Source organism: Streptomyces sp. 378, assembly GCF_030124145.1.
In the GTDB taxonomy this organism is placed as follows: Bacteria; Actinomycetota; Actinomycetes; order Streptomycetales; family Streptomycetaceae; genus Streptomyces.
Genome location: NZ_JASKMS010000012.1, coordinates 73,523 through 97,067, shown reverse-complemented (window position 1 = coordinate 97,067; position 23,545 = coordinate 73,523). Strand labels below are relative to the sequence as shown.

Below are 23,545 nucleotides of genomic sequence, written 5' to 3'. Positions count from 1 at the left end.
CCCCAAAGCGCGTACCGTGCACGGGACATCGTCCAAGGAACCGGTGAGGGTCCTCGGTCACCGCGGTCCCGGGCGCCTCGGCCGTCGCTGAACTTCTGTGCAGTTACTCACAGCGCATTTCCCGGGGAACGCACCGCAAGTCTCACCAATCACCAGGAGCGGGAGGTGAATGACAGGTGGCGCGCACATATGCGGCAGAGGTCGCTCACCTTGCAATGCGGTAACCACAAGTGGGACCATTTCGAGGTTCCCTGTCGTCCCAAGGTAGGTCACCTGTGTCCCAGCACATAGCCAAGCCCCGTACCACCGCAGTGATCCTGGCCGGTGGCACCGGTCAGCGGGTGGGTCTGTCGATCCCCAAGCAGCTGCTGAAGATCGCCGGCAAGGCAGTCATCGAGCACACGCTGGCCACCTTCGAGAACACCGACTCGATCGACGACATCATCGTGCTGATGGCGCCGGGTTACGTGCCCGACATCGAGAAGATCATCGCTAAGGCCGGATTCCAGAAGGTCTCGAAGGTCATCGAGGGCGGCTCCACGAGGAACGAGACCACCGAGCGCGCCATCGCCGCGCTGGGCGAGGGTTTGGCGGAGGGTGAGGACGCCAACGTCCTCTTCCACGACGCCGTGCGCCCCCTGCTCTCGCAGCGCGTCATCGACGACTGCGTCGTCGCGCTGGAGCGCTACCAGGCCGTCGACGTGGCCATCCCGTCCGCGGACACCATCATCGTCACGCGCACGCACGGCGAGGACGGCGAGTTCATCACCGAGATCCCGGACCGCTCCCGGCTGCGCCGCGGCCAGACTCCGCAGGCCTTCAAGCTGTCCACGATCCGGCGGGCCTACGAGGTCGCCGCCGGCGACCCCAACTTCCAGGCCACCGACGACTGTTCGGTCGTGCTCAAGTACCTGCCGGACGTGCCGATCCACGTCGTCGCGGGTGACGAGTACAACATGAAGGTCACCCAGCCCGTCGACGTCTTCATCGCCGACAAGCTCTTCCAGCTCGCCTCCACGGCTGCGCCCGAGCAGGTCTCCGAGGAGGCCTACCGTGAGCTGCTGACCGGCAAGACCATGGTCGTCTTCGGCGGCAGCTACGGCATCGGCAAGGACATCGCCGAACTCGCCGAGTCCTACGGCGCCAAGGTCTACGCCCTGGGCCGCTCCACCACCGGCACCCACGTGGAGAATCCGGAAGAGGTCGACGACGCCCTGTCCAAGGCGTACGCCGAGACCGGCCGCATCGACTATGTGGTCAACACCGCCGGCGTGCTGCGCATAGGCAAGCTCGCGGAGACCGACAACGCCACCATCGAGGAGGCGCTGAAGGTCAACTACCTGGCCCCGGTGCAGATCGCCCGGTCCTCGTACAAGTACCTGTCCGAGACCAAGGGCCAGTTGCTGCTCTACACCTCCAGCAGCTACACCCGCGGCCGTGCCGAGTACAGCCTGTACTCCTCCACCAAGGCCGCCATGGTGAACCTCACCCAGGCCCTGTCCGACGAGTGGGCCGGCGACGGCGTCCGCGTCAACTGCATCAACCCCGAGCGCACCGCCACCCCGATGCGCACCAAGGCGTTCGGCCAGGAGCCTTCGGGCTCCCTGCTGTCCTCCGAGGCCGTGGCCCGCACCTCGCTCGATGTGCTGCTCTCCGAGCTGACCGGCCACGTCATCGACGTCCGCCAGCAGGACCCCACGGCCGACGCGGCCCGTGCCTCCGGCTTCGAGCAGGCCCTGGCCACGGTGCTGGACCGGCAGGACGGCGTGTAATAATTGGCGGCACTCAGACTTCGGTAATTCAGGCCTCTGCGCCCTCCTGTTAACGGCATTCGTCGGCAGGAGTGTTCGCAGGGGCCTGAGTCCATACAGCCTCGCGAATATTCACAGACCAGCCGCATGGTTGAAACAAGACCGGCACCCCTCCCAAGAGCAGGTTTCTCCGTGATATCCACCGCTATTCGCGTCGCCCGGGTGGGCAGCGCGGCCGAGCTGGCCGCGGCGGTCCTCATGGTGGCGGGCTTCCCCGCCCTCATGCTGGCCGCGCTCGTCCCGAGCGTTCCCGCCTTCGCGGCAGCGGCCGCCGTGACGTATCTGGCGGACCACTATCTGCACCGCAAGGGCAGCTATCTGATCAACCGCCTGGGCAAGGTGCGGGCCGGCCTGTCGATCCGCTTCCTGATCCGGCAGCTGCTGCTCATCCTGCTGCTGGCCCGGCTGTCCCTGGCGGACAACCTGATCTACTACGGGGCGATCGCCTGCTTCATCGCCTTCTACGGTCTCCAGGCCCCGCACGGCGCGCTCGTCCAGCTGATCCGCAATCGCCGTCGCATGCCGGTCGCCACCCGCAACGTCGACCTGGCCTCCCGCATCCGCATCCCCGACGCCCCGCCGCGCGGGCTGCTCCACCGCTCCGCCGAGAAGATGCTGCACCTCGACCTCGCGGCGGTCGTCGGCGTCCTGCTCGCCGCGCAGCTGGAGTCGGCGCTGATCGGCTTCATCGGCATCGGCATCACGGTGGTCCTCGCCACCCTGTACGTCCTCGCGCTCGTGCCGTACGTGCGCGGCCGGAAGATCCCCCCGAACGCCGAGAGGGTCCTGGCCGCCGTCGACGACTGGCTGGGCGAGTACAAGCCGGAGACGGTCCTGTACTTCTCCGGTTCGAAGGACTCCGCGTACCAGGTCAACATGTGGCTCGACACCATGGAGCAGCTGGACTCCAAGCCGCTGATCATCCTGCGTGAGCGGGTCATCCTGAACAATCTGGCGCCCACCACGGTCCCTGTCATCTGCGTGCCCGGAGGGGTGCACCTGATGAACATGGACCTGTCCACGGTGCGGGTCGCGCTCTACGCGGCCAACGTCGGCAAGAACATCCACATGCTGCGCGTGCCCACCATCAAGCACGTCTTCATCGGCCACGGCGACAGCGACAAGCTCGCCAGCGTCAACCCGTACAGCAAGGTCTACGACGAGGTGTGGACGGCCGGCCGCGCGGGCCGCGACCGCTACGCCATCGCCGACGTCGGCGTCCGCGACGAGGACATCGTCGAGGTCGGCCGCCCGCAGCTCGCCCCGATCCGGACCTGGCAGGGCGTCCCCGAGGGCCGCATCCCGACGGTGCTGTACGCCCCCACGTGGGAGGGCTGGGACGGCAACCCGGGCAACACCTCGATCATGCTGGCCGGCGAGAACATCGTGAAGCAGCTCGTGCGGGCCGACCCGCCGGTCCGCGTCCTGTACAAGCCGCACCCCTTCACCGGCACGGTCAGCCAGGAGGCCGGCGCCGCCCACGGGCGGATCACCGCCCTGGTGGAGAAGGCCGCGGCGGAGCGTGCCATCAACACGCGGTTCATCGCCGACACCGCCGCCCAGGCGCAGGCCGAGGCCGAGCTGGAGCGGATCGAGGCCCGCCTCGCGCAGCTGTCCGGCTCGGGCGGCGACCGCGGCGACGAGGCCATGGCCAGCCGTGACGGGCTGATCGACGTCGCCCGGCACGAGGAGGCCGCCCGGCTGCGCGCCGAGTGGAACGACGCCTACTGGCGTTCCTTCCCGTCCTGGGAGCACCGCGTCATCACCGGTGCCGAGCCGCGGCTGTACGACTGCTTCAACGTCTCCGACGCGATGGTCTCGGACATCTCCAGTGTGGTGTCCGACTTCATCGCGAGCGGCAAGCCCTACGCGGTCACGGACTCCGCCGAGGTGGGCGTCGAGGAGTTCAAGCGGAACAACACGGCGGTGCGTGCCGCGGTGATCCTGTCCAACAGCGCGTCCGAGCTGGGCGGGCTGCTCGACGCGGTCCGCGCCCCGGAGGCCGACCCGCTGGCCGAGGACCGCAAGGAGCTCAAGCAGTACCTGCTGGGCCCGGACGAGCCGACCTCCCTGGAGCAGTTCAACACCGCCGTCGCGAACCTCGCGCTCAAGGCCGAGACGCGCAACGTCGGCCAGGCGTCGCGGGTGGCGGCGGCCGGTGCCGACGCCGAGCCGGCGAACGTCCTGCCGGGGCAGCGGGTGGCCGCCGCCGGTGACACGGACGGTGTCGGCACGATCTGAACTGCCGCCGCTGACCGAAGAGTTCGGCCCCGAGGAGCATCTCCTCGGGGCCGAACTCTTTCCCTTTCCGGCTCCCCGTGCGTTCTCCGTGTGACGTGACTCACGAACATGCATACGGGAGACAACCGCTTGCCTCGATCACCCGTCTACCAAGTAGCGAATGAGGAGATACGGGGGGAATATCCCATTGACTAGGGGGAAACGTGACCGCGCAGCCTGATGTGAGCGTGATCATCGGGGCGTACGAAGCGATGCCGTATCTGATCGAGTGCCTCTCGTCCGTCGAGGCGCAGACCATCGATCCGACACGCGTCGAGGTCATCGCGGTGGACGACGGTTCGACGGACGGAACGGGGGAGTACCTGGAGGAGTTCGCCGAGCGGGCTCCCATGCGCGTCCTGGTGATCCGTCAGGAGAACTCCGGCGGTCCCAGCGGCCCGCGCAACGTCGGCCTGGGCAAGGCGAGCGGACGTTACGTCTTCTTCCTCGACGCCGACGACCGGCTGGGCCCCGAGGCCCTGGAGCGGATGGTGGCCATGGCCGACCGTGCCGGCACGGACGTGGTGCTCGGCAAGGTCGAGGGCGTCAACCGCTCGGCGCCGAAGTCCATGTTCGGCAGGACGGTGGAGCGGACGGACGTCTTCTCCTCCAACATCAAGTTCACGCTCAGCGCGCAGAAGCTGTTCCGCCGCGCGCTGCTGGACCGGCACGACATGCGCTTCGACGAGTCGCTGTACACCGGCGAGGACGCGCTGTTCACCATGGAGGCGTATCTGCGCGCGGACGGCGTCTCCGTGGTCGCCGACCACACCTGCTACTACCTGGTCGGCCGGGACGACGGCAAGCATGTGACGAAGAGCGGCGGTTACGCGCTGCGCTTCGACTCCGCGCGGGCTCTGATGGGCCTCATCGCCGACCTCGTCCCCGCGGGCGGCCGGCGTGACCAGTTGATGCTCCGGCCCTTCCTCATCACGCTGTTGCCGCAGTTCGGGCCCACGTACCTGACGGACAGTGAGGAGATCCGCCGGCACAAGTTCGAGCTGGCCAAGCCGCTGATGGACAGCCACTGGAGCGAGGGCGTCGCCCAGCGCCTCAAGGTCCACGAGCGGCTGCGGCTGCACCTGGTCGCCGAGCAGCGCCCCGACCTGCTGCCGGACGTCGTGAAGTTCGTCAAGGACAAGAAGCAGGCGGCGGCCCTCCTGGAGAGGAAGGGCCGCCGTGTCTACCTGGCCTACCCGCACTTCCGCGACCGCGCCGCCGGTGTGCCCGACTCGGTCTACCTCGCCGGGCCCCGGGAGGCCCGTGCCTTCCCGGGCTACCGCGAGGGCGGGGGCGACACGTTCGTGCGCCGGGCGGTGCGCAAGGCGCGGCGGGTGCTGGCCTCCGGCGAGGTACGGCACGCGGCGTGACCGCGCCTGCCGCCGCTCAGCGCGGCGCGGTCGGGACCGAGGCCGGGGTGCGCTGACCGGGCACCGCGGCCAGCCGCTCCGCCACCCGTGCCCGATGGTCCCGGGCTTCCCCGCACAGGGCCCGGACGGCGTCGTTGAAGCGCTCCTGCGACGACGGCTCCGCCGGGCCGAGCAGGCGCAGCTTCAACTCGGCGCGCGCTCCGGCATGTTCGTCGCGCTCCGGGTGCCGGACGGCCTCCAGCAGCTCCGGGACCCCGGCGGCGTCCGGTGTCAGCACCGTGGCCGCCACCACCGTCGGGAACGCCGTACGGAAGGCGTCCTCCGACAACCCGCTGGTGTTGGCCACCGCGTACGGCTTCTCGCTCGCCAGGAAGTCGCTGATCACGCTCGACACATCACTGATCAGCAGGTCGGCCACGTTGAAGCAGGAGTACAGGGTGGGCCGGGCATCCGTGATGATCTGGTGCTCGCCCTCCGGCAGCGAGGCCCAGTACGCCTCCTCCCACGCGGCCGTCGCCCGCGCCACCGCCGCCGCGCGGCCCGGCTCCGGCGTCGACTGCACCAGCATCCGCTCCACGGTGTCGGACCCGGCCCGGAAGGCCGACGTGGTGAGCCGGTCCAGCTCGGCGGTGCGGCGCGCGAGTTCCGCGCCGTCCGAGGGGCGTTCCGCCGCCCGCTCCCGGTTGGCCGCCCGGATCAGCTCCCGGATCCGCAGATCGGCCGCGCCCGCGCGGGGGTCCACCGAGCCCGTCAGCGGATGCGGCTTGTACAGCAGGCGGACGCCCGGGTCCGCGAGGAGCGCCCGCACCAGGTTCTCACCGGCCGCGATCACCGACGTGTTGCCGGGGTTGCCGTCCCAGCCCTCCCAGGTCGGCGCGTACAGCACGGTCGTCCACCGCCCGGCCGGGGGGCCCGCGTAGGGCAGCACGCCGTCCAGCTGCGGGCGGCCCGTCTCGACCACGTCCTTGTCCTCGACCCCGACCTCGGCCAGCGCGTACCGCTCACGCGCTGCGGGCCCGGCCACCCACACCTCGTCGTACGCCTTCGCGTACGGGTTGCACGAGGACAGCTTGTCGCTCTCGCCGTGGTTGACGAAGGTGTGCTTGATCGTGGGAATGCGCAGCACCTGGGAGGTCTTGCCGGAGTTCGCCGGGTGGATGAGGACCTGGAGCGTGGAGTGCTCCAGACGCATCAGCGTCGACACCTTCGGCAGGCAGACGATCGGGATGTCCGTCGCCGCGATCTTCTGCACCATGAACCGCTCGCGCAGGATGATCACCGGCCTGCCCTCCAGCCCGGCGAGCGGCTCCAGCCACATGTTCGCCTGGTAGGCCGAGGCGGCGCCGCCGGAGAAGTACAGGCCGACGGTCGGCCGGTAGTCGGCCAGCCACGCGTCGAACCAGTCGAGCACCTGCTGCTCGTTCGCCGGACGACGGCCCGGCAGCAGCCGGATCAGCAGCGCGCCGAGACCGGCCAGCCCGAGGGCGAGCGAGAGCGCGATGCCCGCCGCCGCGTACACGGGCCGGTCGCCCGGAGCACTGGCCAGCAGTCCGGCCGTCGCCGGCAGGCCGAACACCAGCAGCCGGTGTCCGGGACGGCGCAGCAGCACGGACGTGGCCGGGGACAGCCGCAGCGCCGAGGCGTCGATGTTGCGGGTCAGCACCGGCAGGGTGCGGGTACGGCGCACCAGAACGGAGGCCGCCTGGATCGCGCAGTGCAGCGCGTAGAAGACGAGCAGCCCGGCCACCAGCGGGGCGTACACCGTCTCCCGGTCCTGCTCGCCCAGCCGCAGCAGTCCCACGACCAGCAGCAGGTCCCGCAGGACGTGCCGCACGGCGATGTCGGCGTGCGACTTGGCGAACAGCGACAGCACCCCACGCTGCCACCGGTACAGCACCCCCTCGGTGGCCAGGGAGACGACGGTCGCGGCGATCAGCAGCGGGACGTTCGGCAGCAGCGCCGCTACCGCCTGTGCGGCGAAGGCGGCGGCCAGGACTACGGTGACCAGCCCCTTGAGGAGGGCCTGCGGACGAGGGAGAGGTACGGGCACTGCGGTCACTCCAGGAGCGTCGGGTCGGCGCAGGTCGGCCGTCCGGGTTAACGCGCGGCGACCTCCCGACGACACGCGCGTGTCGTCGGGGTGTGGGGGTGGCTGTCGGTCCGCGTGTCGTGGACCGTAGCGGATGATCTCGTTCCTGTCTTGGCCGGGGCCGGAAAAGGGGCGGTGCCGTCCTGTGCGGGTTCTGGTCCGTGGCGGGGTCGGAAAGGGGGTGGTTGCCGTCCTGTGTGGTTCTGGTCCGTGGCGGGGTTGGAGAGGGGGCGGTTGCCGTCGTGCGGCGCGGGCGGAGGGGTGGTTGCCGTCCTGCGCGGGTTCTGGTCCGTGGCGGGGTTGGAGAGGGACGGTTGCGTCCTGTGACGCGGGCGGAAGGGCGGTTGCCGTCCACTGAGGGCTCTGTCCGTGACGCGGGCGGCACCGTCCGTAGCGTGGACCGGCGCCGCGCCCCCTCCGGCCGTCCCGTAGATTTCCCGGTGAGGGAGCGAATCGACGCGAGGGGACGGACGGCGACGTGGCAGGGGCAAGGCAGGCCGTGGGCGAGGCCCGCAGGATCGTCGTCAAAGTCGGGTCCTCCTCGCTGACCACCGCCTCGGGCGGCCTGGACGCGGACCGCGTGGACGCGCTGGTCGACGTCCTCGCCAAGGTCCGCAGCGGCGGCGAGCGCGAGATCGTCCTGGTCTCCTCGGGCGCCATCGCCGCCGGCCTCGCCCCGCTGGGCCTGCGCCGCCGCCCCAAGGACCTCGCCCGCCAGCAGGCCGCCGCCAGCGTCGGGCAGGGCCTCCTGGTCGCCCGCTACACGGCCTCCTTCGCCCGCTACGGCGTCCGGGTCGGGCAGGTGCTGCTGACCAGCGACGACATGAGCCGCCGCGCGCACCACCGCAACGCCTCGCGCACTCTCGACAAGCTGCTGGCGATGGGCGCCGTCCCGATCGTCAACGAGAACGACACCGTCGCCACGGACGAGATCCGCTTCGGCGACAACGACCGCCTGGCCGCCCTCGTCGCCCACCTCGTCCACGCCGACCTGCTCGTCCTGCTGTCCGACGTGGACGGCGTCTACGACGGGGACCCCGCGAAGCCCGGCACCTCCCGCATCGGCGAGGTGCGCGACCCGTCCGACCTCGCCGACGTCGAGATCGGCAGCGCGGGCAAGGCCGGAGTGGGCACCGGCGGCATGGTCACCAAGGTGGAGGCCGCCCGGATCGCGGCAGCCGCCGGTGTTCCCGTCGTCCTGACCAGCACCGTCCACGCGGCCGACGCCCTGACCGGCCAGGACACCGGCACCTTCTTCCACCCCACCGGCAAGCGCTCCGCCGACCGGCTGCTGTGGCTCCAGCACGCCTCCACCCCGCAGGGCGCCCTGACCCTGGACGACGGCGCCGTACAGGCCGTCGTGGACCGCCGTAAGTCGCTGCTGCCGGCCGGGATCGCCGCCGTCGAGGGCGACTTCAGCGCCGGCGACCCCGTCGAGCTGCGGGACGGTACGGGGCACGCGGTGGCCCGCGGGCTCGTCAACTTCGACGCCAAGGAGATCCCCCGGCTGATCGGCCGCTCGACCCGGGAACTGGCCCGAGAACTCGGACCCGCGTACGAACGCGAGGTCGTACACAGGGACGACCTGGTGGTCCTGCACCCGTAATGCGTCGAAACGTCCGCCCCCGGTCGTGGACGTTCCGCAAAACCGCCCCGCGATCCCTTGCGGCCTGCTCAACTTTGACCCAGGGAACTGTTCCGCAGCGCCATTGTGCAAAGGAGGCCGTCGTGAGACGAGTGCGCCCTGGGACTCAGACGTCCCACGGTGGTGCCGGCTCCCGCGCGGCCGGTGAGGAGCGCGCCCTGACGAGCGTGGCGGCCGGGGACCGGTTCCGGGGCGAGGAACCCGGCGACACTCCGCGGCTGTGGCACGTCACCCTCAGCGTCTCCGGCAAGGAGGCCCCGCTCCCGGAGGTCCGGCGCGCCCTGGAACAGCTCGCCCACGACCACCCGTTCTTCCTGACCAGCCGATACGCGGTCGACCACGCGGAGATCCGCTACTGGGAGGAGGCCCGCGACCTGCACGACGCGGCCGCCGTCGCCCTGCGCCTGTGGGGCGAGCACCGGCAGACGGCCGGACTGCCGCCCTGGGAGATCGTCGGCCTGGAGGTCATCGACCGCGCCACGTACCACCAGCGCATCGCCGAGGGGTACGGGCCGCCCCCGGCCTCACCGGTCGGAGTCCACCCGTTCTGATCCGGTCCGGGAGGTGTCTCGGGCTGTGAAACGCGCGATGAACGGATCCGCCCGGCGCACTACCCTTCCCTCATGACCACGCTTTCGCCGTACGACTCCATGTCCCCGGTCACCGAGGCCGCCTACCGCGCCAAGGCCGCCGCCGCGACCCTCGCGCCGCTGCCCCGGGCCGAGAAGGACGACGCGCTGCTCGCCGTCGCGGACGCGCTGGAGGTCCGTGCCGGGGAAATCGTCGAGGCCAACGCCAAGGACGTCGCCAAGGCCCGCGAAGCCGGCATCAGCGAGGGCATGATCGACCGGCTCACGCTCACCCCCGAGCGGATCCGTGCCATCGCCTCCGACGTCCGCGACGTCGCCGCCCTGCCCGACCCGGTCGGCGAGGTCGTCCGCGGCTCCACGCTGCCCAACGGCATCGACCTGCGCCAGGTCCGCGTGCCGCTCGGCGTCGTCGGCATCATCTACGAGGGCCGGCCGAACGTCACCGTCGACGCCGCCGCCCTCTGCCTGAAGTCCGGCAACGCGGTCCTGCTGCGCGGCTCCTCCTCGGCGTACCAGTCGAACACCGCCCTCGTACGCGTCCTGCGCGACGCCGTGGGCGGGGCCGGGCTGCCCGCCGACGCCATCCAGCTCGTCCCCGGCGAGAGCCGCGACAGCGTGCGCGAGCTGATGCGCGCCCGCGGCCTGGTCGACGTGCTCATCCCGCGCGGCGGCGCCTCCCTGATCAACACGGTCGTCCAGGAGTCCGTCGTCCCCGTCATCGAGACCGGCACCGGCAACTGCCACATCTACGTCGACGCCCAGGCCGACCTGGACATGGCCGTCGACATCCTGGTCAACTCCAAGGCCCAGCGGGTCGGCGTCTGCAACGCCGCCGAGACCCTGCTGGTGCACCAGGACATCGCCGCCGAGTTCCTGCCCCGCGCTCTGGACGCCCTCGCGGAGGCCGGCGTCACCGTGCACGCCGACGAGCGCGTGCAGGCCCACGCCAAGGACTCCAAGGCCACCGTCGTCGAGGCGACGACCGAGGACTGGGAGACGGAGTACCTCTCCCACGACATCGCGGCGGCCGTCGTGGAGTCGCTGGACAAGGCCGTCGAGCACATCCGGCTGTGGACCTCCGGCCACACCGAGGCGATCGTGACGACCTCCCAGCAGGCCGCCCGCCGCTTCACCCAGCTGGTCGACTCCACCACCGTCGCCGTGAACGCCTCCACCCGCTTCACCGACGGCGGCCAGTTCGGCTTCGGAGCGGAGATCGGCATCTCCACGCAGAAGCTGCACGCCCGCGGCCCGATGGGTCTGCCGGAGCTGACCAGCACGAAGTACATCGTCACCGGGGACGGCCACGTACGGCGCTGACCCACGGACGGCGTAACGGGGCATGCCGCTGCGCGTATACCTGTACGGCGTAACGGGGCATGCCAGTGCGCGTATACCTGTGCGGGCCGCGCGGACGGCGCATCCGGGTGCGGCAGGGGCGGACCGGGCGGACGCGCGCCTGTCCGCACCCCCGAGAGAGTCGCCCCGACCGGCGGATGAATTTCCATACCGTCTGCCCAAATTGACCCCTCAGGTCTACTCTGGATCCGTGCCGGAGGACGTGGGGGGCACGCCGTTTCCGGACGGCCGGGAGCCCGACGACGACCACGACCGCGGGGTGTCGGACGAAGAGTTCGCCTCCGTGGTCTTCGACGAGGCCTTCGTACGCGCGGCCGTGGTGCACGAGCCGAGCGCGGTGGAGCGCCTCCTGGCCGCGGCGCAGGCGAGAGCCGAGGCCTCCGAGGCGGAGGCCCGCCGCGCCCACTCCAGAGGCGAGCGCTACGACGACGGGTTCGGCCCGGACGGCCACGACCGTTTCGGTCATGATCCCGACCTCGACGAGCTGGACGACCCCGATGTCCTCGAGGACCACTACGGCTACCCGGGGCCGTACTCCAAACAGGTCCGCTGGCACCGGCCCGTCGCCTGGCTGCTCGCGCTGGTGATGGGGATCGGCATGGTGGCCCTGGCCTTCACGGCGGTCTACCGGGGAGCGTCCTCCAACCGCGAGGAACCCGTCCCGCCGCCGGCCTCGACCGGGCTGGAACAGGGCAGCGGGGCCGCACCCTCCGCTTCCGCCGACCACTCCCAGCCGGCCATGTCGGTGATCCCTCGCACCCCCTGACCGGAACCCGCCCGTCCTGGTGAGAACCTGTCAGAACTTGCGGTGCAGCGGGGCGTTTACCCGAGCTTCGCGCGACCTACCCTGAAGATATGGGCGGGCCTGGAAACCCACCTGAGGGGACTCCCGAGGGCGCCCCCGGAGGTGGCGAGGACGAGTACCGATCCGTCGTCTTCGACGAGTCGTTCGTCCGCGCTGCCCGCCTTCAGGAGTTCTCCGCCGAGGAGCGCATCGCCGACCACGCGCCCGCCGTGCGACGCAGGCCACCGCTGCGTCGGGGCCTGTCCCGGCAGGCGCTGGTCCTGGTCCTGCTGATCGCCGTCGCCTTCGGCACCGCGATCTACATGGGTGTACGACACCCCTACCAGACCCCGGCCGCCCAGGAGCGCGACGAGCCGCTGCGGATGACCGTCATCCCGCTCGTCCCCGAGGGGAAGGTCCCCGGCAGCGCCGACCCGGCGTACCTGTACGAGCACAGCCCCGCCGCACAGTTCAAGACCGGCGCGGAGGGCGTGCCGCTGCCCGCCTCGCGGCGCACCGCGCACTTCTCGGACAGCCAGGTCGTGAGCGCCCTGACCACGGCCAAGGACTACATCGTGCGCTCCGCCCTGGACCCGGCGGTGCTCACGGGCGGTGAGGTCCGGGCCGTCCGGGTGCTGCTCGACACCGACCAGCTGGACCAGTTCGACCAGAGCTTCGCCCGCCCCTCCGCCGACGGACGACACGCGCCCACCGGCTGGCTGGTCCGCTTCGATCCCGCACGGGCCGAGCTCGCCGACCGCAACGTCCGGGTCCAGGGCACGCTCCAGGCCGCCGAGACCGACGCGTCCACGCTCGAGGTCACCGCCGACCACACGTTCGTGTACGCGCTGCGGACGGCCGGGGCCGCGGACAAGGGCGGCAAGGACGAGGCGTCCCTGTTCACTCTCCGGCGCGAGCTGCACTTCCGCTTCGACCGCGACAACCTGCGGCTGCACCAGGCGCAGCTCGTCGTCTCCTACGTCCAGGCCGGCCCGCTGTCCTGCGCCGAGGACTCCACGAACCACCTCCGGCCCCTCCTGGCCGGCCAGACGGCCAAGGAGGGCGGCCCCGCGGGCACGGACCCCTACGCCACGGGCAGCGCGACGGCCCTGTGCGGCTCTCTGGCGACGAGCGCCCAGCCGAAGGTGTGAACGAACGAGCGGAGGCGCGCACGGGTCCCGGGTGAGGCGGGCTGGGGCGGCGCACCGGAGGACCGCGTGGGGCGGGCCGGGGCCGTGATGGGAGGGCCAGGGTGTCGCAGGGGAGGACCCCGCGTGGGGCGGGCTGGGGCGGCGCACGGGAGGGCTGCGTGGGGCGGGCCAGGGTGTGCACCGGAGAACCGCGTGGGGCGGGCCGGGGCACCGCAGGAGGCGCGCACGGGTCCCGGGTGAGGCGAGCCGGGGCGTGCACCGGAGGACCGCGTGGGGCGGGCCGGGGCCGTGATGGGAGGGCCGGGGCACCGCACGGGAGGACCGCGTGAGGCGGGGGCCCGGGCGCACCGGAAGCCGTGTAGGTGAGCTGTGGCGCCGCACGGGAGGGCCACGCGAGGCGAGCCGCGGCTCAGGGCTCCGCATGACGTGGCCCACCGGTTCCCGGCACCGGAGGGCCGATTTCCCGGCACCGGAACGCCCCGTGGGCCCGGTGGCGCCCCTGTCGGTGAGGGGAGGAGCCGCCTGGCGGCGGTGGCGCCTAGTTCCCGTCGCGCGGCGGCCGGTCGTCCCCCGGGGAATCCGACGACGCCCCCGTCTCCGGGCCCTGCGGCGGCTTCGGGGGCGTGGCGCCGAAGCCGCCGAAGCCGCGGCGGACCCGGTCGCCCAGGTCGCCGGCTCCGCCCGCGAGATCCGTGACCAGCTTCATCAGCGGATCCTTCGAGTTCTTCACATGCGTGGTGTAGTGGTTCGCCGAATCCCGCCAGGAGTCCCGAACGGAGGTGTCCTGGTCCTCGTCGCGCCGCGGGTAGTGGCCGTCCATGATCCGCTGGTAGTCACGCGACTCGGCCCACTTCTTCAGCTCGGCCGCCCGCACGGTGGTGAAGGGGTGGGAGCGGGGCAGCACGTTCAGGATCTTCAGCACGGAGTCGCGCAGATCGCCCCCGGCCTCGTACTCCTCGGCCTGGGCGAGGAACGCGTCCACGTTCATCTCGTGCAGGTGGTTGCCGCCGGCGATCTTCATCAGACCCCGCATGGAGGCCTGCGGGTCCTGCCCGACCAGCAGCCCCGCACGGTCCGCCGACAGCTCCGACTTGCGGAACCACTCCCGCAGCCCGGTCACGATCGTCATGATCGCGAGGTTGCCCAGGGGAATCCAGGCGACCCGGACGGCGAGGCTGGTCAGGAACAGCAGGATCGTCCGGTAGACGGAGTGCCCGGACAGCGCGTGCCCGACCTCGTGGCCGACGACCGCCCGCATCTCCTCCTCGTCGAGCAGCTCCACGAGACCCGTCGTCACGACGATGATCGGCTCGTCCAGACCGATGCACATCGCGTTCGGCTGAGGGTCCTGGTTCACGTACATCGGCGGGACCTTCTCCAGGTCCAGGATGTAGCAGGCGTCCCGCAGCATCACGTTCAGATGGGCGAACTGCTGGTCCGAGACCCGCACCGAGTCGGACAGGAACAGCAGCCGCAGACTGCGCTCGGGCAGCAGACCGCTGAGCGCCTTGAACACCGTGTCGAAACCGCTCAGCCTGCGCAGCGCCACCAGGGCGGAGCGGTCGGCCGGGTGCTCGTACGCGCGCGAGGAGATCCCGGGGAAGCGCCTGCGCTGCCTGCTCGGCACGTGCTCGTGCCCGTGGTGCTCGTGGCCGTCGGACATGTCTTCCCCCATGCGTCTGGTGTGACCTTTGCGGCCCTTTGTGCGGCCTTTTGCTTTCCCGAGGCGAAGCCCAGCCTAGGCGGAGTTACGGTGGTCGGGCAGTACAGCGAAGGAGACCACCGACATGGAGCACCACCCCGCATCCGGCTGGCTTGCCGGGGCCGCGAACGCCGCCGAGGGACAAGGGCCGGGGATGCTGCGGATCGTGCTCGTCGTGATGATCCTGGGCTGTGCGCTGACCGCGTGGTTCCTGTTGCGTGGCTACAGACGGAAGGACGACTGAGGTCACACGAAGGTTCCCCGCCGGGACCCCCCAGGGACCGGGGCCGGCGGCGGCACGTGCGACCGCCCGCGGCGCAAACAGACGGAGTCGGGGTGATGTCGGAACGGGCGCCCGCTTACGATGAGCCGACGTCTTTATCCCGCCCACACGCGATAGGTCCTGCCGAAGATGAGCTTCCACAGCACCGCTGCCCAGTTGGTCACCCTCGCCGCCGAGGGCGGAGAGCACGGCGGAGAGCACGAGAGCCTCAGCCCCTACCTCACCGGCGGCGCCGCCCTCTTCATCCTGCTGCTCCTGCTGTGGATCACCACCCGCTTCAACCGCGACCGCTGAGCCCGGCAGGGCGCCCCGCGGAGGGTGCCCCGGGGACCACGGGGGCGGCCGGAGCCCTCAGGCAGGGCCGGTAGGGTCTGCACGCATGGGAGAGCAGGACATGCCTACCGGTCCGGCGAACAGGACGCCGCGCGACCCGGCACCGGACACGGCGAGCGGCACCGAGCGACACTCGGAGCCCCGCCGTGCCGCCACGGTCGGGCGTCAGATCGACGGCCCCGGAAAGAGCCCGTCGCAGCCGGGCAAGCGCCGCCTCGGCGTCATGGGCGGCACCTTCGACCCGATCCACCACGGGCACCTGGTGGCGGCCAGCGAGGTGGCCGCGGCCTTCCACCTCGACGAGGTGGTCTTCGTCCCGACCGGCCAGCCCTGGCAGAAGAGCCACCGCAGTGTCTCCCCGGCCGAGGACCGCTACCTGATGACGGTCATCGCGACCGCCGAGAACCCGCAGTTCTCCGTCAGCCGCATCGACATCGACCGCGGCGGCCCCACCTACACCGTGGACACCCTGCGCGACCTGCGCGCGCTCAACCCCGACACAGACCTGTTCTTCATCACCGGCGCCGACGCGCTCGCCCAGATCCTCACCTGGCGGGACAGCGAGGAACTGTTCTCCCTGGCGCACTTCATCGGGGCCACCCGGCCGGGCCACCACCTGGACGACTCCGGCCTCCCGGAGGGGGGCGTCTCGCTCGTGGAGGTTCCCGCCCTCGCCATCTCCTCGACGGACTGCCGTGCGAGAGTCGCCAAGGGGGACCCCATCTGGTACCTGGTGCCGGACGGAGTCGTGCGCTATATCGACAAGCGCGAGCTGTACCGCGGCGAGTGAGCCGAGAGGGGCACCGGTGAACGACCGATACGACGCGGGGGCCGCAGGGCACGGCGCCGAACAGTACGAGCTCGTCGGCTACGACGAGTACGGCCAACCTGTCTACCGGCAGGTCCGGCCCCAGCAGAGCCAGCAGCAGGCGTACGACCCGTACGCCCAGCAGCACCAGCAGGGTTACGGCTACGACCCGTACGGGCAGCAGGGGCAGCAGTCCCCGCCCGCCTACGACTACGGCACGGGGCAGCAGCAGGCCGCCCCCTCCTACGGTGCCTACGACCCGTACGCCACCGGCCCGCACCAGGGCGGTCCGGCCCAGGGCGCGCCGCACGACCCCTACGGCCAGGCCGCAGCCGCAGCCGCCGGCGGGCAGCCCCGCGTCGCCGAGCAGACCGCCCAGCGGACGGCCCACATCCCGCAGCAGGCCGGCCCCGCCGACCACGAGGAACCCGCCGAGCCGCAAGGGGACTACCACACCGAGCAGTTCGCCTTCGTCGAGGAACCGGACGCCAACTCCGAAGACGTCATCGACTGGCTGAAGTTCACCGAGAACCGCACCGAACGCCGCGAGGAGGCCCGTCGCCGCGCCCGCGGCCGGATCGTCGCCCTGGCCGTCGTCCTCACGCTCGTCGCGGCCGGAGGCGTCGGCTACCTCTGGTACGCGGGGAAGCTGCCGGGCCTGTCCTCCGACGGCTCCAAGACGGGTACCGCGACGGCCGCGGGCGCCCAGAAGCGCGACGTGATCGTCGTGCACCTGCACGACACCAAGGGCGGCGGCACCTCCACCGCCCTCCTCGTCGACAACACCACCCTCCAGCGCGGCACCACCGTCCTGCTCCCCAACTCCCTCACCCTGACCAGCGACGACGGCACCACCACAACCCTCGCCAAGTCGGTCGAGGACGACGGCTCCGACGGCACCCGCGAGGCGCTCGACACGGTCCTCGGCACCGACATCGAGGGCACCTGGCGCCTGGACACCCCCTACCTGCAGAACCTGGTCGACCTCGTCGGCAACATCGACGTCGACACCGACGCCGAGGTGCCCGACCCGGAGGCGAAGAAGAAGGGCGAGGCCCCCCTGGTCGCCAAGGGCCAGGACCAGACCCTCAGCGGCAAGATGGCGGTCGCCTACGCCACCTACCGCGCCCCCGGCGAGGACCAGAACGCCCAGCTGGAGCGTTTCGGGCAGGTCGTGCACGGCGTCCTGCGCAAGATGTCCTCCGACCCGCAGGCGGCCACGACCACCATCCAGACCCTGGCGCAGATCCTGGACCCGTCCCTCACCGACAAGGACCTCGGCACCTTCCTCGCCGGGCTCTCCGACCTCGCCAAGGGCGGTGACGTCAAGACCGCCCTGCTGCCGGTCCGAAACGACGGCACGCTCAGTCCCCAGGCGAGCGCGGGTGTCGTCAAGAACGTCCTCGGCGGCAAGGCCAAGAGCCCCGACAAGGACGCCGCCGTCAGCGTCGCCGTCCAGAACGCCACCGGCGTCAAGGACAACACCGAGAAGGCCCGCGTCGTACTCCTCAACGGCGGCTTCACCTTCCTGGAGAGCGGCACCGCCACCGCGCGGGCCACCTCCCGGGTCGTCTACGCCGACGCCGCCGACAAGGCGGACGCCGCCGAGGTCGCCAAGACCCTGGGCCTGCCCGCGGGCTCCGTCACCAAGGGCAGCATCTCCGCGGGCGGCGACGTCTTCGTGGTCCTCGGCCAGGACTACACGCCGTCCGCCGGCTGACAGGGGGAGCGCGCTCCCCACGCGATCCCGTCGATCGCGTGGGGGGCCCGCCGCGGTCCGTGAGACCCTTGGTGACAAGTGCCCGCCGACCGAAAGCCTTGTAGTGACCGTGACCGACCGCTCTCACGAGCTGATCAACACCGCCGCCCAGGCGGCCGCCGACAAGCTGGCCCACGACATCCTCGCCTACGACGTCAGTGACGTGCTGTCCATCACGGACGCCTTCCTGCTGGCCTCCGCGCCCAACGACCGCCAGGTCAAGGCGATCGTCGACGAGATCGAGGAGCGCCTCTCGAAGGAACTCGACGCCAAGCCGGTGCGCCGCGAGGGCGACCGCGAAGCACGCTGGGTGCTGCTCGACTACGTCGACATCGTCGTCCACGTCCAGCACAGCGAGGAGCGTGTCTTCTACGCCCTGGAGCGGCTGTGGAAGGACTGCCCCGAACTGGAGCTGCCCGAGGAGGCCAAGGCCACCCGCGGCAAGGCCGAGGAGCACGCCAAGCTGCGCGCGGCCGAGGAGGCGGCGGAGCTGGACGGTGACTGGCGGTGACCTCCCCCGGTGAGGCGTCCGCCGGGAAGGGCCGGGGCCGCCGCGTCATCCTCTGGCGGCACGGCCAGACCCGGTGGAACGTGGAGCGCCGTTTCCAGGGCACCACGGACGTCGAGCTGACCGAGACCGGCGTCGCCCAGGCCCGCCGCGCCGCCCGGCTCCTCGCCTCGCTGAAGCCGGACGCGATGATCGCCTCCGACCTCCGGCGCGCCGCGGCCACGGCCGCCGAGCTGGCCACCCTCACGGGCCTCGACGTCACCCACGACGAGGCCCTGCGAGAGACCTACGCGGGCGTCTGGCAGGGCCTCACGCACGAGGAGATCATCGCCCGGTACGGCGAGGAGTACACCGCGTGGAAGCGCGGTGAGCCCGTCCGCCGCGGTGGTGGCGAACTGGAGACCGAGGTCGCCGACCGCGCCGCCCCCGTGGTGCTGCGGCACGCCGAGAAGCTCCCGGACGACGGCACCCTCGTCGTGGTCAGCCACGGCGGCACGATCCGCACCACCATCGGCCGCCTCCTCGGTCTGGACCCCCACCACTGGGAGAGCCTCGGTGGGCTCTCCAACTGCTGCTGGTCCGCCCTCGGTGAAGGTGCCCGCGGCTGGCGCCTGCTGGAGCACAACGCCGGCACCCTGCCGGAAGCGGTGCTCGGCGACGACGACTGACCCCGGATTTCACTTTCCGGCAGGTCGCAGGCTAAAGTTCTTCTTGTTCGCCCCGCCAGCGGGGAGACGCGAGGGGCTATAGCTCAGTTGGTAGAGCGCCTGCATGGCATGCAGGAGGTCAGGAGTTCAATTCTCCTTAGCTCCACATCAAGATCCCGTTCCCACCAGGGGGCGGGATTTTTCATGCTCCGGCTTGAGTCGCTCGGGCCCTTCCCGGCGTATACCTCTACGGCCCCGCCGGGGTGCCGTGTCCGGACTGGTACTGAGGCGTCGCTGACCGTATTGGTCCGGCCGTGGCAGAATCAAACGGCCGGAAGGGGGCGCGACCCGACGGGAGGAGTAGCGATGCCTGCGAGCATCCTCGAGGAGGCCGACCACCTCCTCGAAGCAGCGTTGACCCGGGAGATGTCCACCCGCCTCAGCTGCCCTTCCTGTGGTTCCGCGCACGTGGCCCAGATGCTCGGCGACAACGGCGGAGTTTCCTACGTGTGCACGGCCTGCGGCCACAGCTGGAGCTGATCGATGGGTGCACACAGGCGGAAGTGCGACTGGTGCGGCAGCGGGACTCCGATCGTCCGTGACATGGAACCGATCAATCCCGACTACCAGTACTGGTGCGAGGAATGCGCGCGGGCGCTGATCATAAAAGGCGACCCGATCGAGACATACCGCGAGTTGGAGGGTGAGCCGATCTACGGCCGGCTTCTGGAGGAGCACTGCACGCTCAAGCGGTTCTATTCGTTCGTCACGGCCTGAGCCCGCAGAGTCGGTGCGAAACCGACATAGCGGGCATCTCCGTACGGGGTGAAATCGATTTGGTGTTGGGCCCGGTGGACCAGTAAAGTTGGCGTCGCCGCCGGGGAAACCCGGAGGAACACCGGCAAGGGGCTATAGCTCAGTTGGTAGAGCGCCTGCATGGCATGCAGGAGGTCAGGAGTTCAATTCTCCTTAGCTCCACAGCAGATGAGAAGGCGGGCCATCCGATTCGGATGGCCCGCCTTCTTCGTGTCGCCTCGTGTGCGGATGCGGACGGCGGGCCCCCACGAGGAGCCCGCCGTATGTGCGTGTCGCGTTCGTCCTCGGCCTTCTCAGCGGCCCAGAGCGCGGCGGCCGCGGCCCTGGGAGAGGACCGGGAGGTTGCGCGACGGCCCGCCCTGCGCGCTCCCCTCCTCAAGGCGCAGCGCCAGCGCGGGGCAGCGGCGCACCGCGCGTAGAGCCTTGGCCTCGGCGTACCGCGGCACCTGCGCCTGCGCCACCGTCGGGAAGCCGTCGGCGCCCAGCTGGAACACCTCGGGCAGGATGTCCGCGCACAGCCCGTGGCCCCTGCACAGCGTCCAGTCGACGTAGATCTTCTGACGGCTCGGACCGTTCTCCTCGGACTCGCCGCCGCCCGGGATGCCCGTAGGGGCCCTGCCGCCCTCGAAGAGCGGCAGAACGCCCTCCACGGGCCGTCCGCAGCCGTTGCCGAGGACGTGGGCGGCCAGGTCGTCCGTGAACGCCTTGATGGTCGACTCCAGGAACATCGCGGAGCCGTCCGGGTGCGAGCACGCGCCGCGCCGCTTCACGTTCTTGGCGACCTGCTTGAGCGCCTCCAGGGCGGCCGGTCCGCCGCCGTTGAGGATGTCCTCCAGACCGCGTGCGGCGGCCGGCAGGCCGAGGTAGCAGGGGCCGCACTGGCCGGCGCTCTCCTCGGCCAGCCACTGGGCCACACGCAGCGACTCGCCCAGCGGGCAGGTGTCCTGAGTGATCGGCAGAATCGCGCCGGCGCCGAGCGCGCCGCCCACCGCGTCCAGGGAATTGCGGGAGACGATCGCCTCGTTGACCGTCGCCGCGTCGATCCACTTGCCGTGGTAGCCGCCGGTGAGCACACCCTGCGGCATCGGCGGAGCGCCGGCGAGCTGCAGGACGTACCGCAGCGGCACGCCCGTCGGGACCTCGATCACCATCGGCCGGGCGACCGCGCCGGAGACCGTGAGCATCACGGTGCCCGGCTCGTCGTACAGGCCGGTGTTGCCGTAGCGCTCCGGGCCGATGCGGGCGGCGATCGCCAGTTGGGCGAAGGTCTCGGCGTTGGACAGCAGCGTGGGCGCGCCGCCGACGCCGTTCTGCGAGGCGCTGACCTTGCGGCCGGACGGGATGGCCGGGCCCCCGTCGATCGAGCGGACCAGCGAGGCGGCGGCACCGGTGACCATACGGACCGGGTTGCGCTGCACCCGTGCGCGCAGCGCCGATCGACGGCCGTTGCTGAGGCCGCGTTCGGCGAGCGCGGCCTCCATGGAGCGCTGGGTCGACTCACGGGTGACCCCCACCACGAGCGTGCGGGCACCCAGGGCCTCGGCGCACAGCAGCGCGCCGTCCAGGATCAGATGCGGGGCACGGTTGATCAGCACCGTGTCCTTGCGGCAGGCCGGTTCGTCCTCGCTTCCGTTCACGACGACGACCGGCCGGACGCCGCGCTTGATCGCCGCCTCGGCGACCGAGCGCAGCTTCTTGTGGAAGGGGAACCCCGCGCCGCCGCGGCCCTTCAGGTTGATGCGTTCGGCGAGTTGCGCGAGCTGCTCGCCGCCCATCGGCTCGAGCGGCCCGTGCACCTTGAGGTGCATGGGCAGATCGAGCCGATCGACAAGGTCGAAGCCCGACGTGAGCTGGGGAAGGCCGACCACGCGGACTTCGGGTACGTCGGGCAGGGCCTCGTTCACTTAAAGCCTCCGGAAGGCGTGTTCCAAGGTTCGCCCGATCCCGGTGCGTCGAAGTCATAGGACGCACCGGGCGTTGTTTCAGTGGCGGGACCGCTGTTGTACGTGTCGTTCGGGTAGTACGTGTCATAGACGGCGTTCGTCTCACCCGTGTCGTACACGTCACTCGATCCATAGCCGGCGGCGCCTGGATTGCCATAGGCGGGGCTGTTTTGTCCGGTGTCCTGCAGGGGGTCGTAGGGCGGAATGTTGAAGCCCGTGTCCTGTAGGGGGTCATAGGCCGAGGGCGGGGCCTCGCCGACCGGCGGCGGCGACGGGATGGGCCAGTTGCCCGAGGTGCTCGAGGGGCCGTCCACGGTCGGGAAGGTCTCGGTGGGCTGCAGGTCCAGCGGCAGCTGCATGCTGGTGGCCGGCCCGGGCGCGAAGGGCTGCTGGCCCTGGGGAGGGCCCGAGACGGCTCGGTAGGCAGCGGCGAAGCCGTTCGCGGGTTCCCTGGCCGCGGGGCGTTCCGCCTTCTCGTACAGCGGCCCCGGCGCGGAGGCCGATGCCCTCGCGGGTGCCTCTCGGCCGTCGTAGCCGGGCAGCGCGAAGCCACCGGCCGCCCGGGCCCGGCTCTCCTCCAGATCCCTGCGGCCCTGGCTCTCACCGGGCCCGATCAGTGAGGCGATCCTGTCGGCGACCTCGCGCTTGACCTGGCGCGGAGCCGCGCGCAGGGCGAGGGCTGCGGCCACGCCCGCCAGGGAGAGGCAGTACAGGATGACGAAGATCGGCTTGGCCGAGCGACCCGCGTAGAGGCCGTGGACCAGCGCGGCGCACCAGGCCGGGTAGGCCAGCATGTGCATGGCCCGCCAGCGGGCCGCGACGGGCGCGGGGGACGCGAAGCGGTTGCGCAGCGCGCCGGTGATGCCCACAAAGATCATGAGCATGCTGGCCAGGGTGCCGAGGCCGATGAGGAACGACCGGCCGGTGACGACCTCGTCGTCGCTGAGGAGGAGCCCGAAGGGGATGAAGACCGCGATCCACGAGGTGTGGTCCAGCGCCAGCTTGACCCCGATGTGCACCAGCAGGAAGACGATCGAGGCGACGGCCGTGGTCCGGTGCACGGCCTGCGCCAGGATGCGCCTGCGGGTGTCCAGCAGGACCCGGTCCTGGGCGACCAGGCCCCAGATCACCGAGCAGGTGAGGCACACGAGGGACAGCACGCCCGCGCCGAAGTTGAGGTATTCGGCGAAGGAGTCGTCTGCCGTGGAGTCGTAGGGGTTCACGACCTGCCTCCCCACGTCCCGGTGTCCGGGGGTGGCGAGGTGTTACTGCGATGAGGGTTCATGGGGGCAACTCCGAGCGGTTCGGGAAAGCAGCGGTCCCGTGCCGAACTCTAAGCGCAGCCATACCGATGAGTACGAGGTTTGAGTTGTTGCGTTGTTATCAAAGGGCAATGTGGCTGTTGTGATGTCCCTTAGTAGCTGTTACGCGAAGTAACTATTGACCCTGGTTCAGTGTTTCGGGCACCGAGGCGGCCTTCGGAAGCGCGTCGCGACGCGCTGGGGGCCTGCGGTACCCTAGCGCCATGCGTGCCGTACGCCTTCTGCTTAGCGGGCCGCGCTGATCAATCCCGGCCACCGGGCGAGTCGAGTGGTCGGAATCGGCGCGGCGTCCCCTCCTGTGCGAGGGGATTTTTCGTTTCTCGAACCACACAGGCCGCAGGCAGA

Annotated in this window: 20 protein-coding genes and 2 tRNA genes; 18 read left to right on the top strand and 4 right to left on the bottom strand. The window is 70.9% G+C overall.

The genetic code is table 11. The features are described 5' to 3' along the window. Positions 1 to 275 precede the first annotated feature (275 nt). The 3 genes from QNO09_RS18390 to QNO09_RS18380 all read left to right on the top strand — a co-directional run bounded on the left by QNO09_RS18390 (position 276) and on the right by QNO09_RS18380 (position 5,461). Positions 276 to 1,772, top strand: a complete 1,497-nt coding sequence (locus QNO09_RS18390; RefSeq protein ID WP_283971282.1) for a D-ribitol-5-phosphate cytidylyltransferase — start codon at positions 276 to 278, stop codon at positions 1,770 to 1,772. Between the two features lie 201 nt (positions 1,773 to 1,973). Next, positions 1,974 to 4,052 (top strand): CDP-glycerol glycerophosphotransferase family protein, encoded by a 2,079-nt coding sequence (locus QNO09_RS18385; protein WP_283971378.1) that lies wholly within the window; start codon positions 1,974 to 1,976, stop codon positions 4,050 to 4,052. A gap of 251 nt (positions 4,053 to 4,303) precedes the next feature. Continuing rightward, positions 4,304 to 5,461, top strand: a complete 1,158-nt coding sequence (locus tag QNO09_RS18380; RefSeq protein ID WP_283971377.1) for a glycosyltransferase family 2 protein — start codon at positions 4,304 to 4,306, stop codon at positions 5,459 to 5,461. A gap of 16 nt (positions 5,462 to 5,477) precedes the next feature. Here the strand turns inward: QNO09_RS18380 and QNO09_RS18375 are convergent, their stop codons facing one another. Further along, a complete protein-coding gene (locus tag QNO09_RS18375; protein ID WP_283971281.1) occupies positions 5,478 to 7,511 on the bottom strand; it encodes a CDP-glycerol glycerophosphotransferase family protein in 2,034 nt (677 codons plus the stop codon). Between the two features lie 538 nt (positions 7,512 to 8,049). Here QNO09_RS18375 and proB point away from each other — a divergent pair. The 5 genes from proB to QNO09_RS18350 all read left to right on the top strand — a co-directional run bounded on the left by proB (position 8,050) and on the right by QNO09_RS18350 (position 13,079). Continuing rightward, entirely contained in the window at positions 8,050 to 9,156 is a 1,107-nt protein-coding gene (proB, locus tag QNO09_RS18370; RefSeq protein WP_283971376.1) for a glutamate 5-kinase, read from the top strand. A 131-nt stretch (positions 9,157 to 9,287) separates the two neighbouring features. Next, the gene (locus tag QNO09_RS18365; RefSeq protein WP_283971375.1) at positions 9,288 to 9,746 is read left to right on the top strand and encodes a DUF8830 family protein; all 459 of its coding nucleotides are present in this window, start codon (positions 9,288 to 9,290) and stop codon (positions 9,744 to 9,746) included. Between the two features lie 72 nt (positions 9,747 to 9,818). Further along, positions 9,819 to 11,105 carry a glutamate-5-semialdehyde dehydrogenase gene (locus QNO09_RS18360; protein WP_283971280.1) on the top strand — a complete coding sequence of 429 codons (1,287 nt, stop codon included), beginning with the start codon at positions 9,819 to 9,821 and terminating at the stop codon, positions 11,103 to 11,105. A 229-nt stretch (positions 11,106 to 11,334) separates the two neighbouring features. After that, positions 11,335 to 11,910 (top strand): SCO2584 family spore wall biosynthesis protein, encoded by a 576-nt coding sequence (locus QNO09_RS18355; RefSeq protein ID WP_451520776.1) that lies wholly within the window; start codon positions 11,335 to 11,337, stop codon positions 11,908 to 11,910. An 89-nt stretch (positions 11,911 to 11,999) separates the two neighbouring features. Next, a complete protein-coding gene (locus QNO09_RS18350) occupies positions 12,000 to 13,079 on the top strand; it encodes an SCO2583 family membrane protein (protein WP_283971278.1) in 1,080 nt (359 codons plus the stop codon). 538 nt (positions 13,080 to 13,617) lie between these two features. On the opposite strand, the gene QNO09_RS18345 is transcribed toward QNO09_RS18350, so the two are convergent. After that, positions 13,618 to 14,742, bottom strand: a complete 1,125-nt coding sequence (locus QNO09_RS18345; protein WP_283971374.1) for a M48 family metallopeptidase — start codon at positions 14,740 to 14,742, stop codon at positions 13,618 to 13,620. Between the two features lie 124 nt (positions 14,743 to 14,866). On the opposite strand from QNO09_RS18345, the gene QNO09_RS18340 reads away from it, so the two are divergent. The 10 genes from QNO09_RS18340 (at position 14,867) to QNO09_RS18295 (ending at position 20,097) form a co-directional block, all read left to right on the top strand. Continuing rightward, entirely contained in the window at positions 14,867 to 15,025 is a 159-nt protein-coding gene (locus tag QNO09_RS18340) for a hypothetical protein (protein WP_283971277.1), read from the top strand. A gap of 168 nt (positions 15,026 to 15,193) precedes the next feature. Next, positions 15,194 to 15,358, top strand: a complete 165-nt coding sequence (locus tag QNO09_RS18335) for a hypothetical protein (RefSeq protein ID WP_283971276.1) — start codon at positions 15,194 to 15,196, stop codon at positions 15,356 to 15,358. Positions 15,359 to 15,443: 85 nt separating this feature from the next. Continuing rightward, positions 15,444 to 16,187, top strand: coding sequence for a nicotinate-nucleotide adenylyltransferase (nadD, locus tag QNO09_RS18330; RefSeq protein WP_283971275.1), 744 nt, complete (start codon positions 15,444 to 15,446; stop codon positions 16,185 to 16,187). 16 nt (positions 16,188 to 16,203) lie between these two features. Further along, on the top strand, positions 16,204 to 17,925 hold the full coding sequence (locus tag QNO09_RS18325) for an LCP family protein (RefSeq protein ID WP_283971274.1): 1,722 nt from the start codon (positions 16,204 to 16,206) through the stop codon (positions 17,923 to 17,925). A 103-nt stretch (positions 17,926 to 18,028) separates the two neighbouring features. Next, positions 18,029 to 18,475: a ribosome silencing factor gene (gene rsfS, locus QNO09_RS18320; protein WP_283971273.1), complete on the top strand. Its 447-nt coding sequence runs from the start codon at positions 18,029 to 18,031 to the stop codon at positions 18,473 to 18,475. Next, complete coding sequence (locus QNO09_RS18315) at positions 18,466 to 19,140, top strand: histidine phosphatase family protein (protein ID WP_283971373.1); 675 nt, start codon at positions 18,466 to 18,468, stop codon at positions 19,138 to 19,140. Before rsfS ends, QNO09_RS18315 begins: the two co-directional genes overlap by 10 nt. Before the next feature lie 72 nt (positions 19,141 to 19,212). Beyond that, positions 19,213 to 19,285: transfer RNA gene (locus QNO09_RS18310), tRNA-Ala, on the top strand. Positions 19,286 to 19,485: 200 nt separating this feature from the next. Then, positions 19,486 to 19,659 (top strand): hypothetical protein, encoded by a 174-nt coding sequence (locus QNO09_RS18305; protein WP_283971272.1) that lies wholly within the window; start codon positions 19,486 to 19,488, stop codon positions 19,657 to 19,659. Positions 19,660 to 19,662: 3 nt separating this feature from the next. Further along, positions 19,663 to 19,896, top strand: coding sequence for a hypothetical protein (locus QNO09_RS18300; RefSeq protein ID WP_006136074.1), 234 nt, complete (start codon positions 19,663 to 19,665; stop codon positions 19,894 to 19,896). A 128-nt stretch (positions 19,897 to 20,024) separates the two neighbouring features. Beyond that, positions 20,025 to 20,097 (top strand) — tRNA-Ala (locus QNO09_RS18295). A 131-nt stretch (positions 20,098 to 20,228) separates the two neighbouring features. On the opposite strand, the gene QNO09_RS18290 is transcribed toward QNO09_RS18295, so the two are convergent. Then, positions 20,229 to 21,839, bottom strand: coding sequence for an NADH-ubiquinone oxidoreductase-F iron-sulfur binding region domain-containing protein (locus QNO09_RS18290; protein WP_283971271.1), 1,611 nt, complete (start codon positions 21,837 to 21,839; stop codon positions 20,229 to 20,231). Beyond that, complete coding sequence (locus QNO09_RS18285; protein ID WP_283971270.1) at positions 21,836 to 23,101, bottom strand: ferric reductase-like transmembrane domain-containing protein; 1,266 nt, start codon at positions 23,099 to 23,101, stop codon at positions 21,836 to 21,838. The genes QNO09_RS18290 and QNO09_RS18285 overlap by 4 nt, the downstream gene beginning before the upstream one ends. Positions 23,102 to 23,545 lie beyond the last annotated feature (444 nt).

Excerpts from the sequence above, each read along its gene's own strand:
- QNO09_RS18380 (WP_283971377.1), top strand. The coding sequence starts at position 4,304 with ATGCCGTATCTGATCGAGTGCCTCTCGTCCGTCGAGGCGCAGACCATC.
- QNO09_RS18360 (WP_283971280.1), top strand. The coding sequence starts at position 9,819 with ATGACCACGCTTTCGCCGTACGACTCCATGTCCCCGGTCACCGAGGCC.
- QNO09_RS18350 (WP_283971278.1), top strand. The coding sequence starts at position 12,000 with ATGGGCGGGCCTGGAAACCCACCTGAGGGGACTCCCGAGGGCGCCCCC.
- QNO09_RS18345 (WP_283971374.1), bottom strand. The coding sequence starts at position 14,742 with ATGTCCGACGGCCACGAGCACCACGGGCACGAGCACGTGCCGAGCAGG.
- QNO09_RS18340 (WP_283971277.1), top strand. The coding sequence starts at position 14,867 with ATGGAGCACCACCCCGCATCCGGCTGGCTTGCCGGGGCCGCGAACGCC.
- QNO09_RS18335 (WP_283971276.1), top strand. The coding sequence starts at position 15,194 with ATGAGCTTCCACAGCACCGCTGCCCAGTTGGTCACCCTCGCCGCCGAG.
- nadD (WP_283971275.1), top strand. The coding sequence starts at position 15,444 with ATGGGAGAGCAGGACATGCCTACCGGTCCGGCGAACAGGACGCCGCGC.
- QNO09_RS18305 (WP_283971272.1), top strand. The coding sequence starts at position 19,486 with ATGCCTGCGAGCATCCTCGAGGAGGCCGACCACCTCCTCGAAGCAGCG.
- QNO09_RS18300 (WP_006136074.1), top strand. The coding sequence starts at position 19,663 with ATGGGTGCACACAGGCGGAAGTGCGACTGGTGCGGCAGCGGGACTCCG.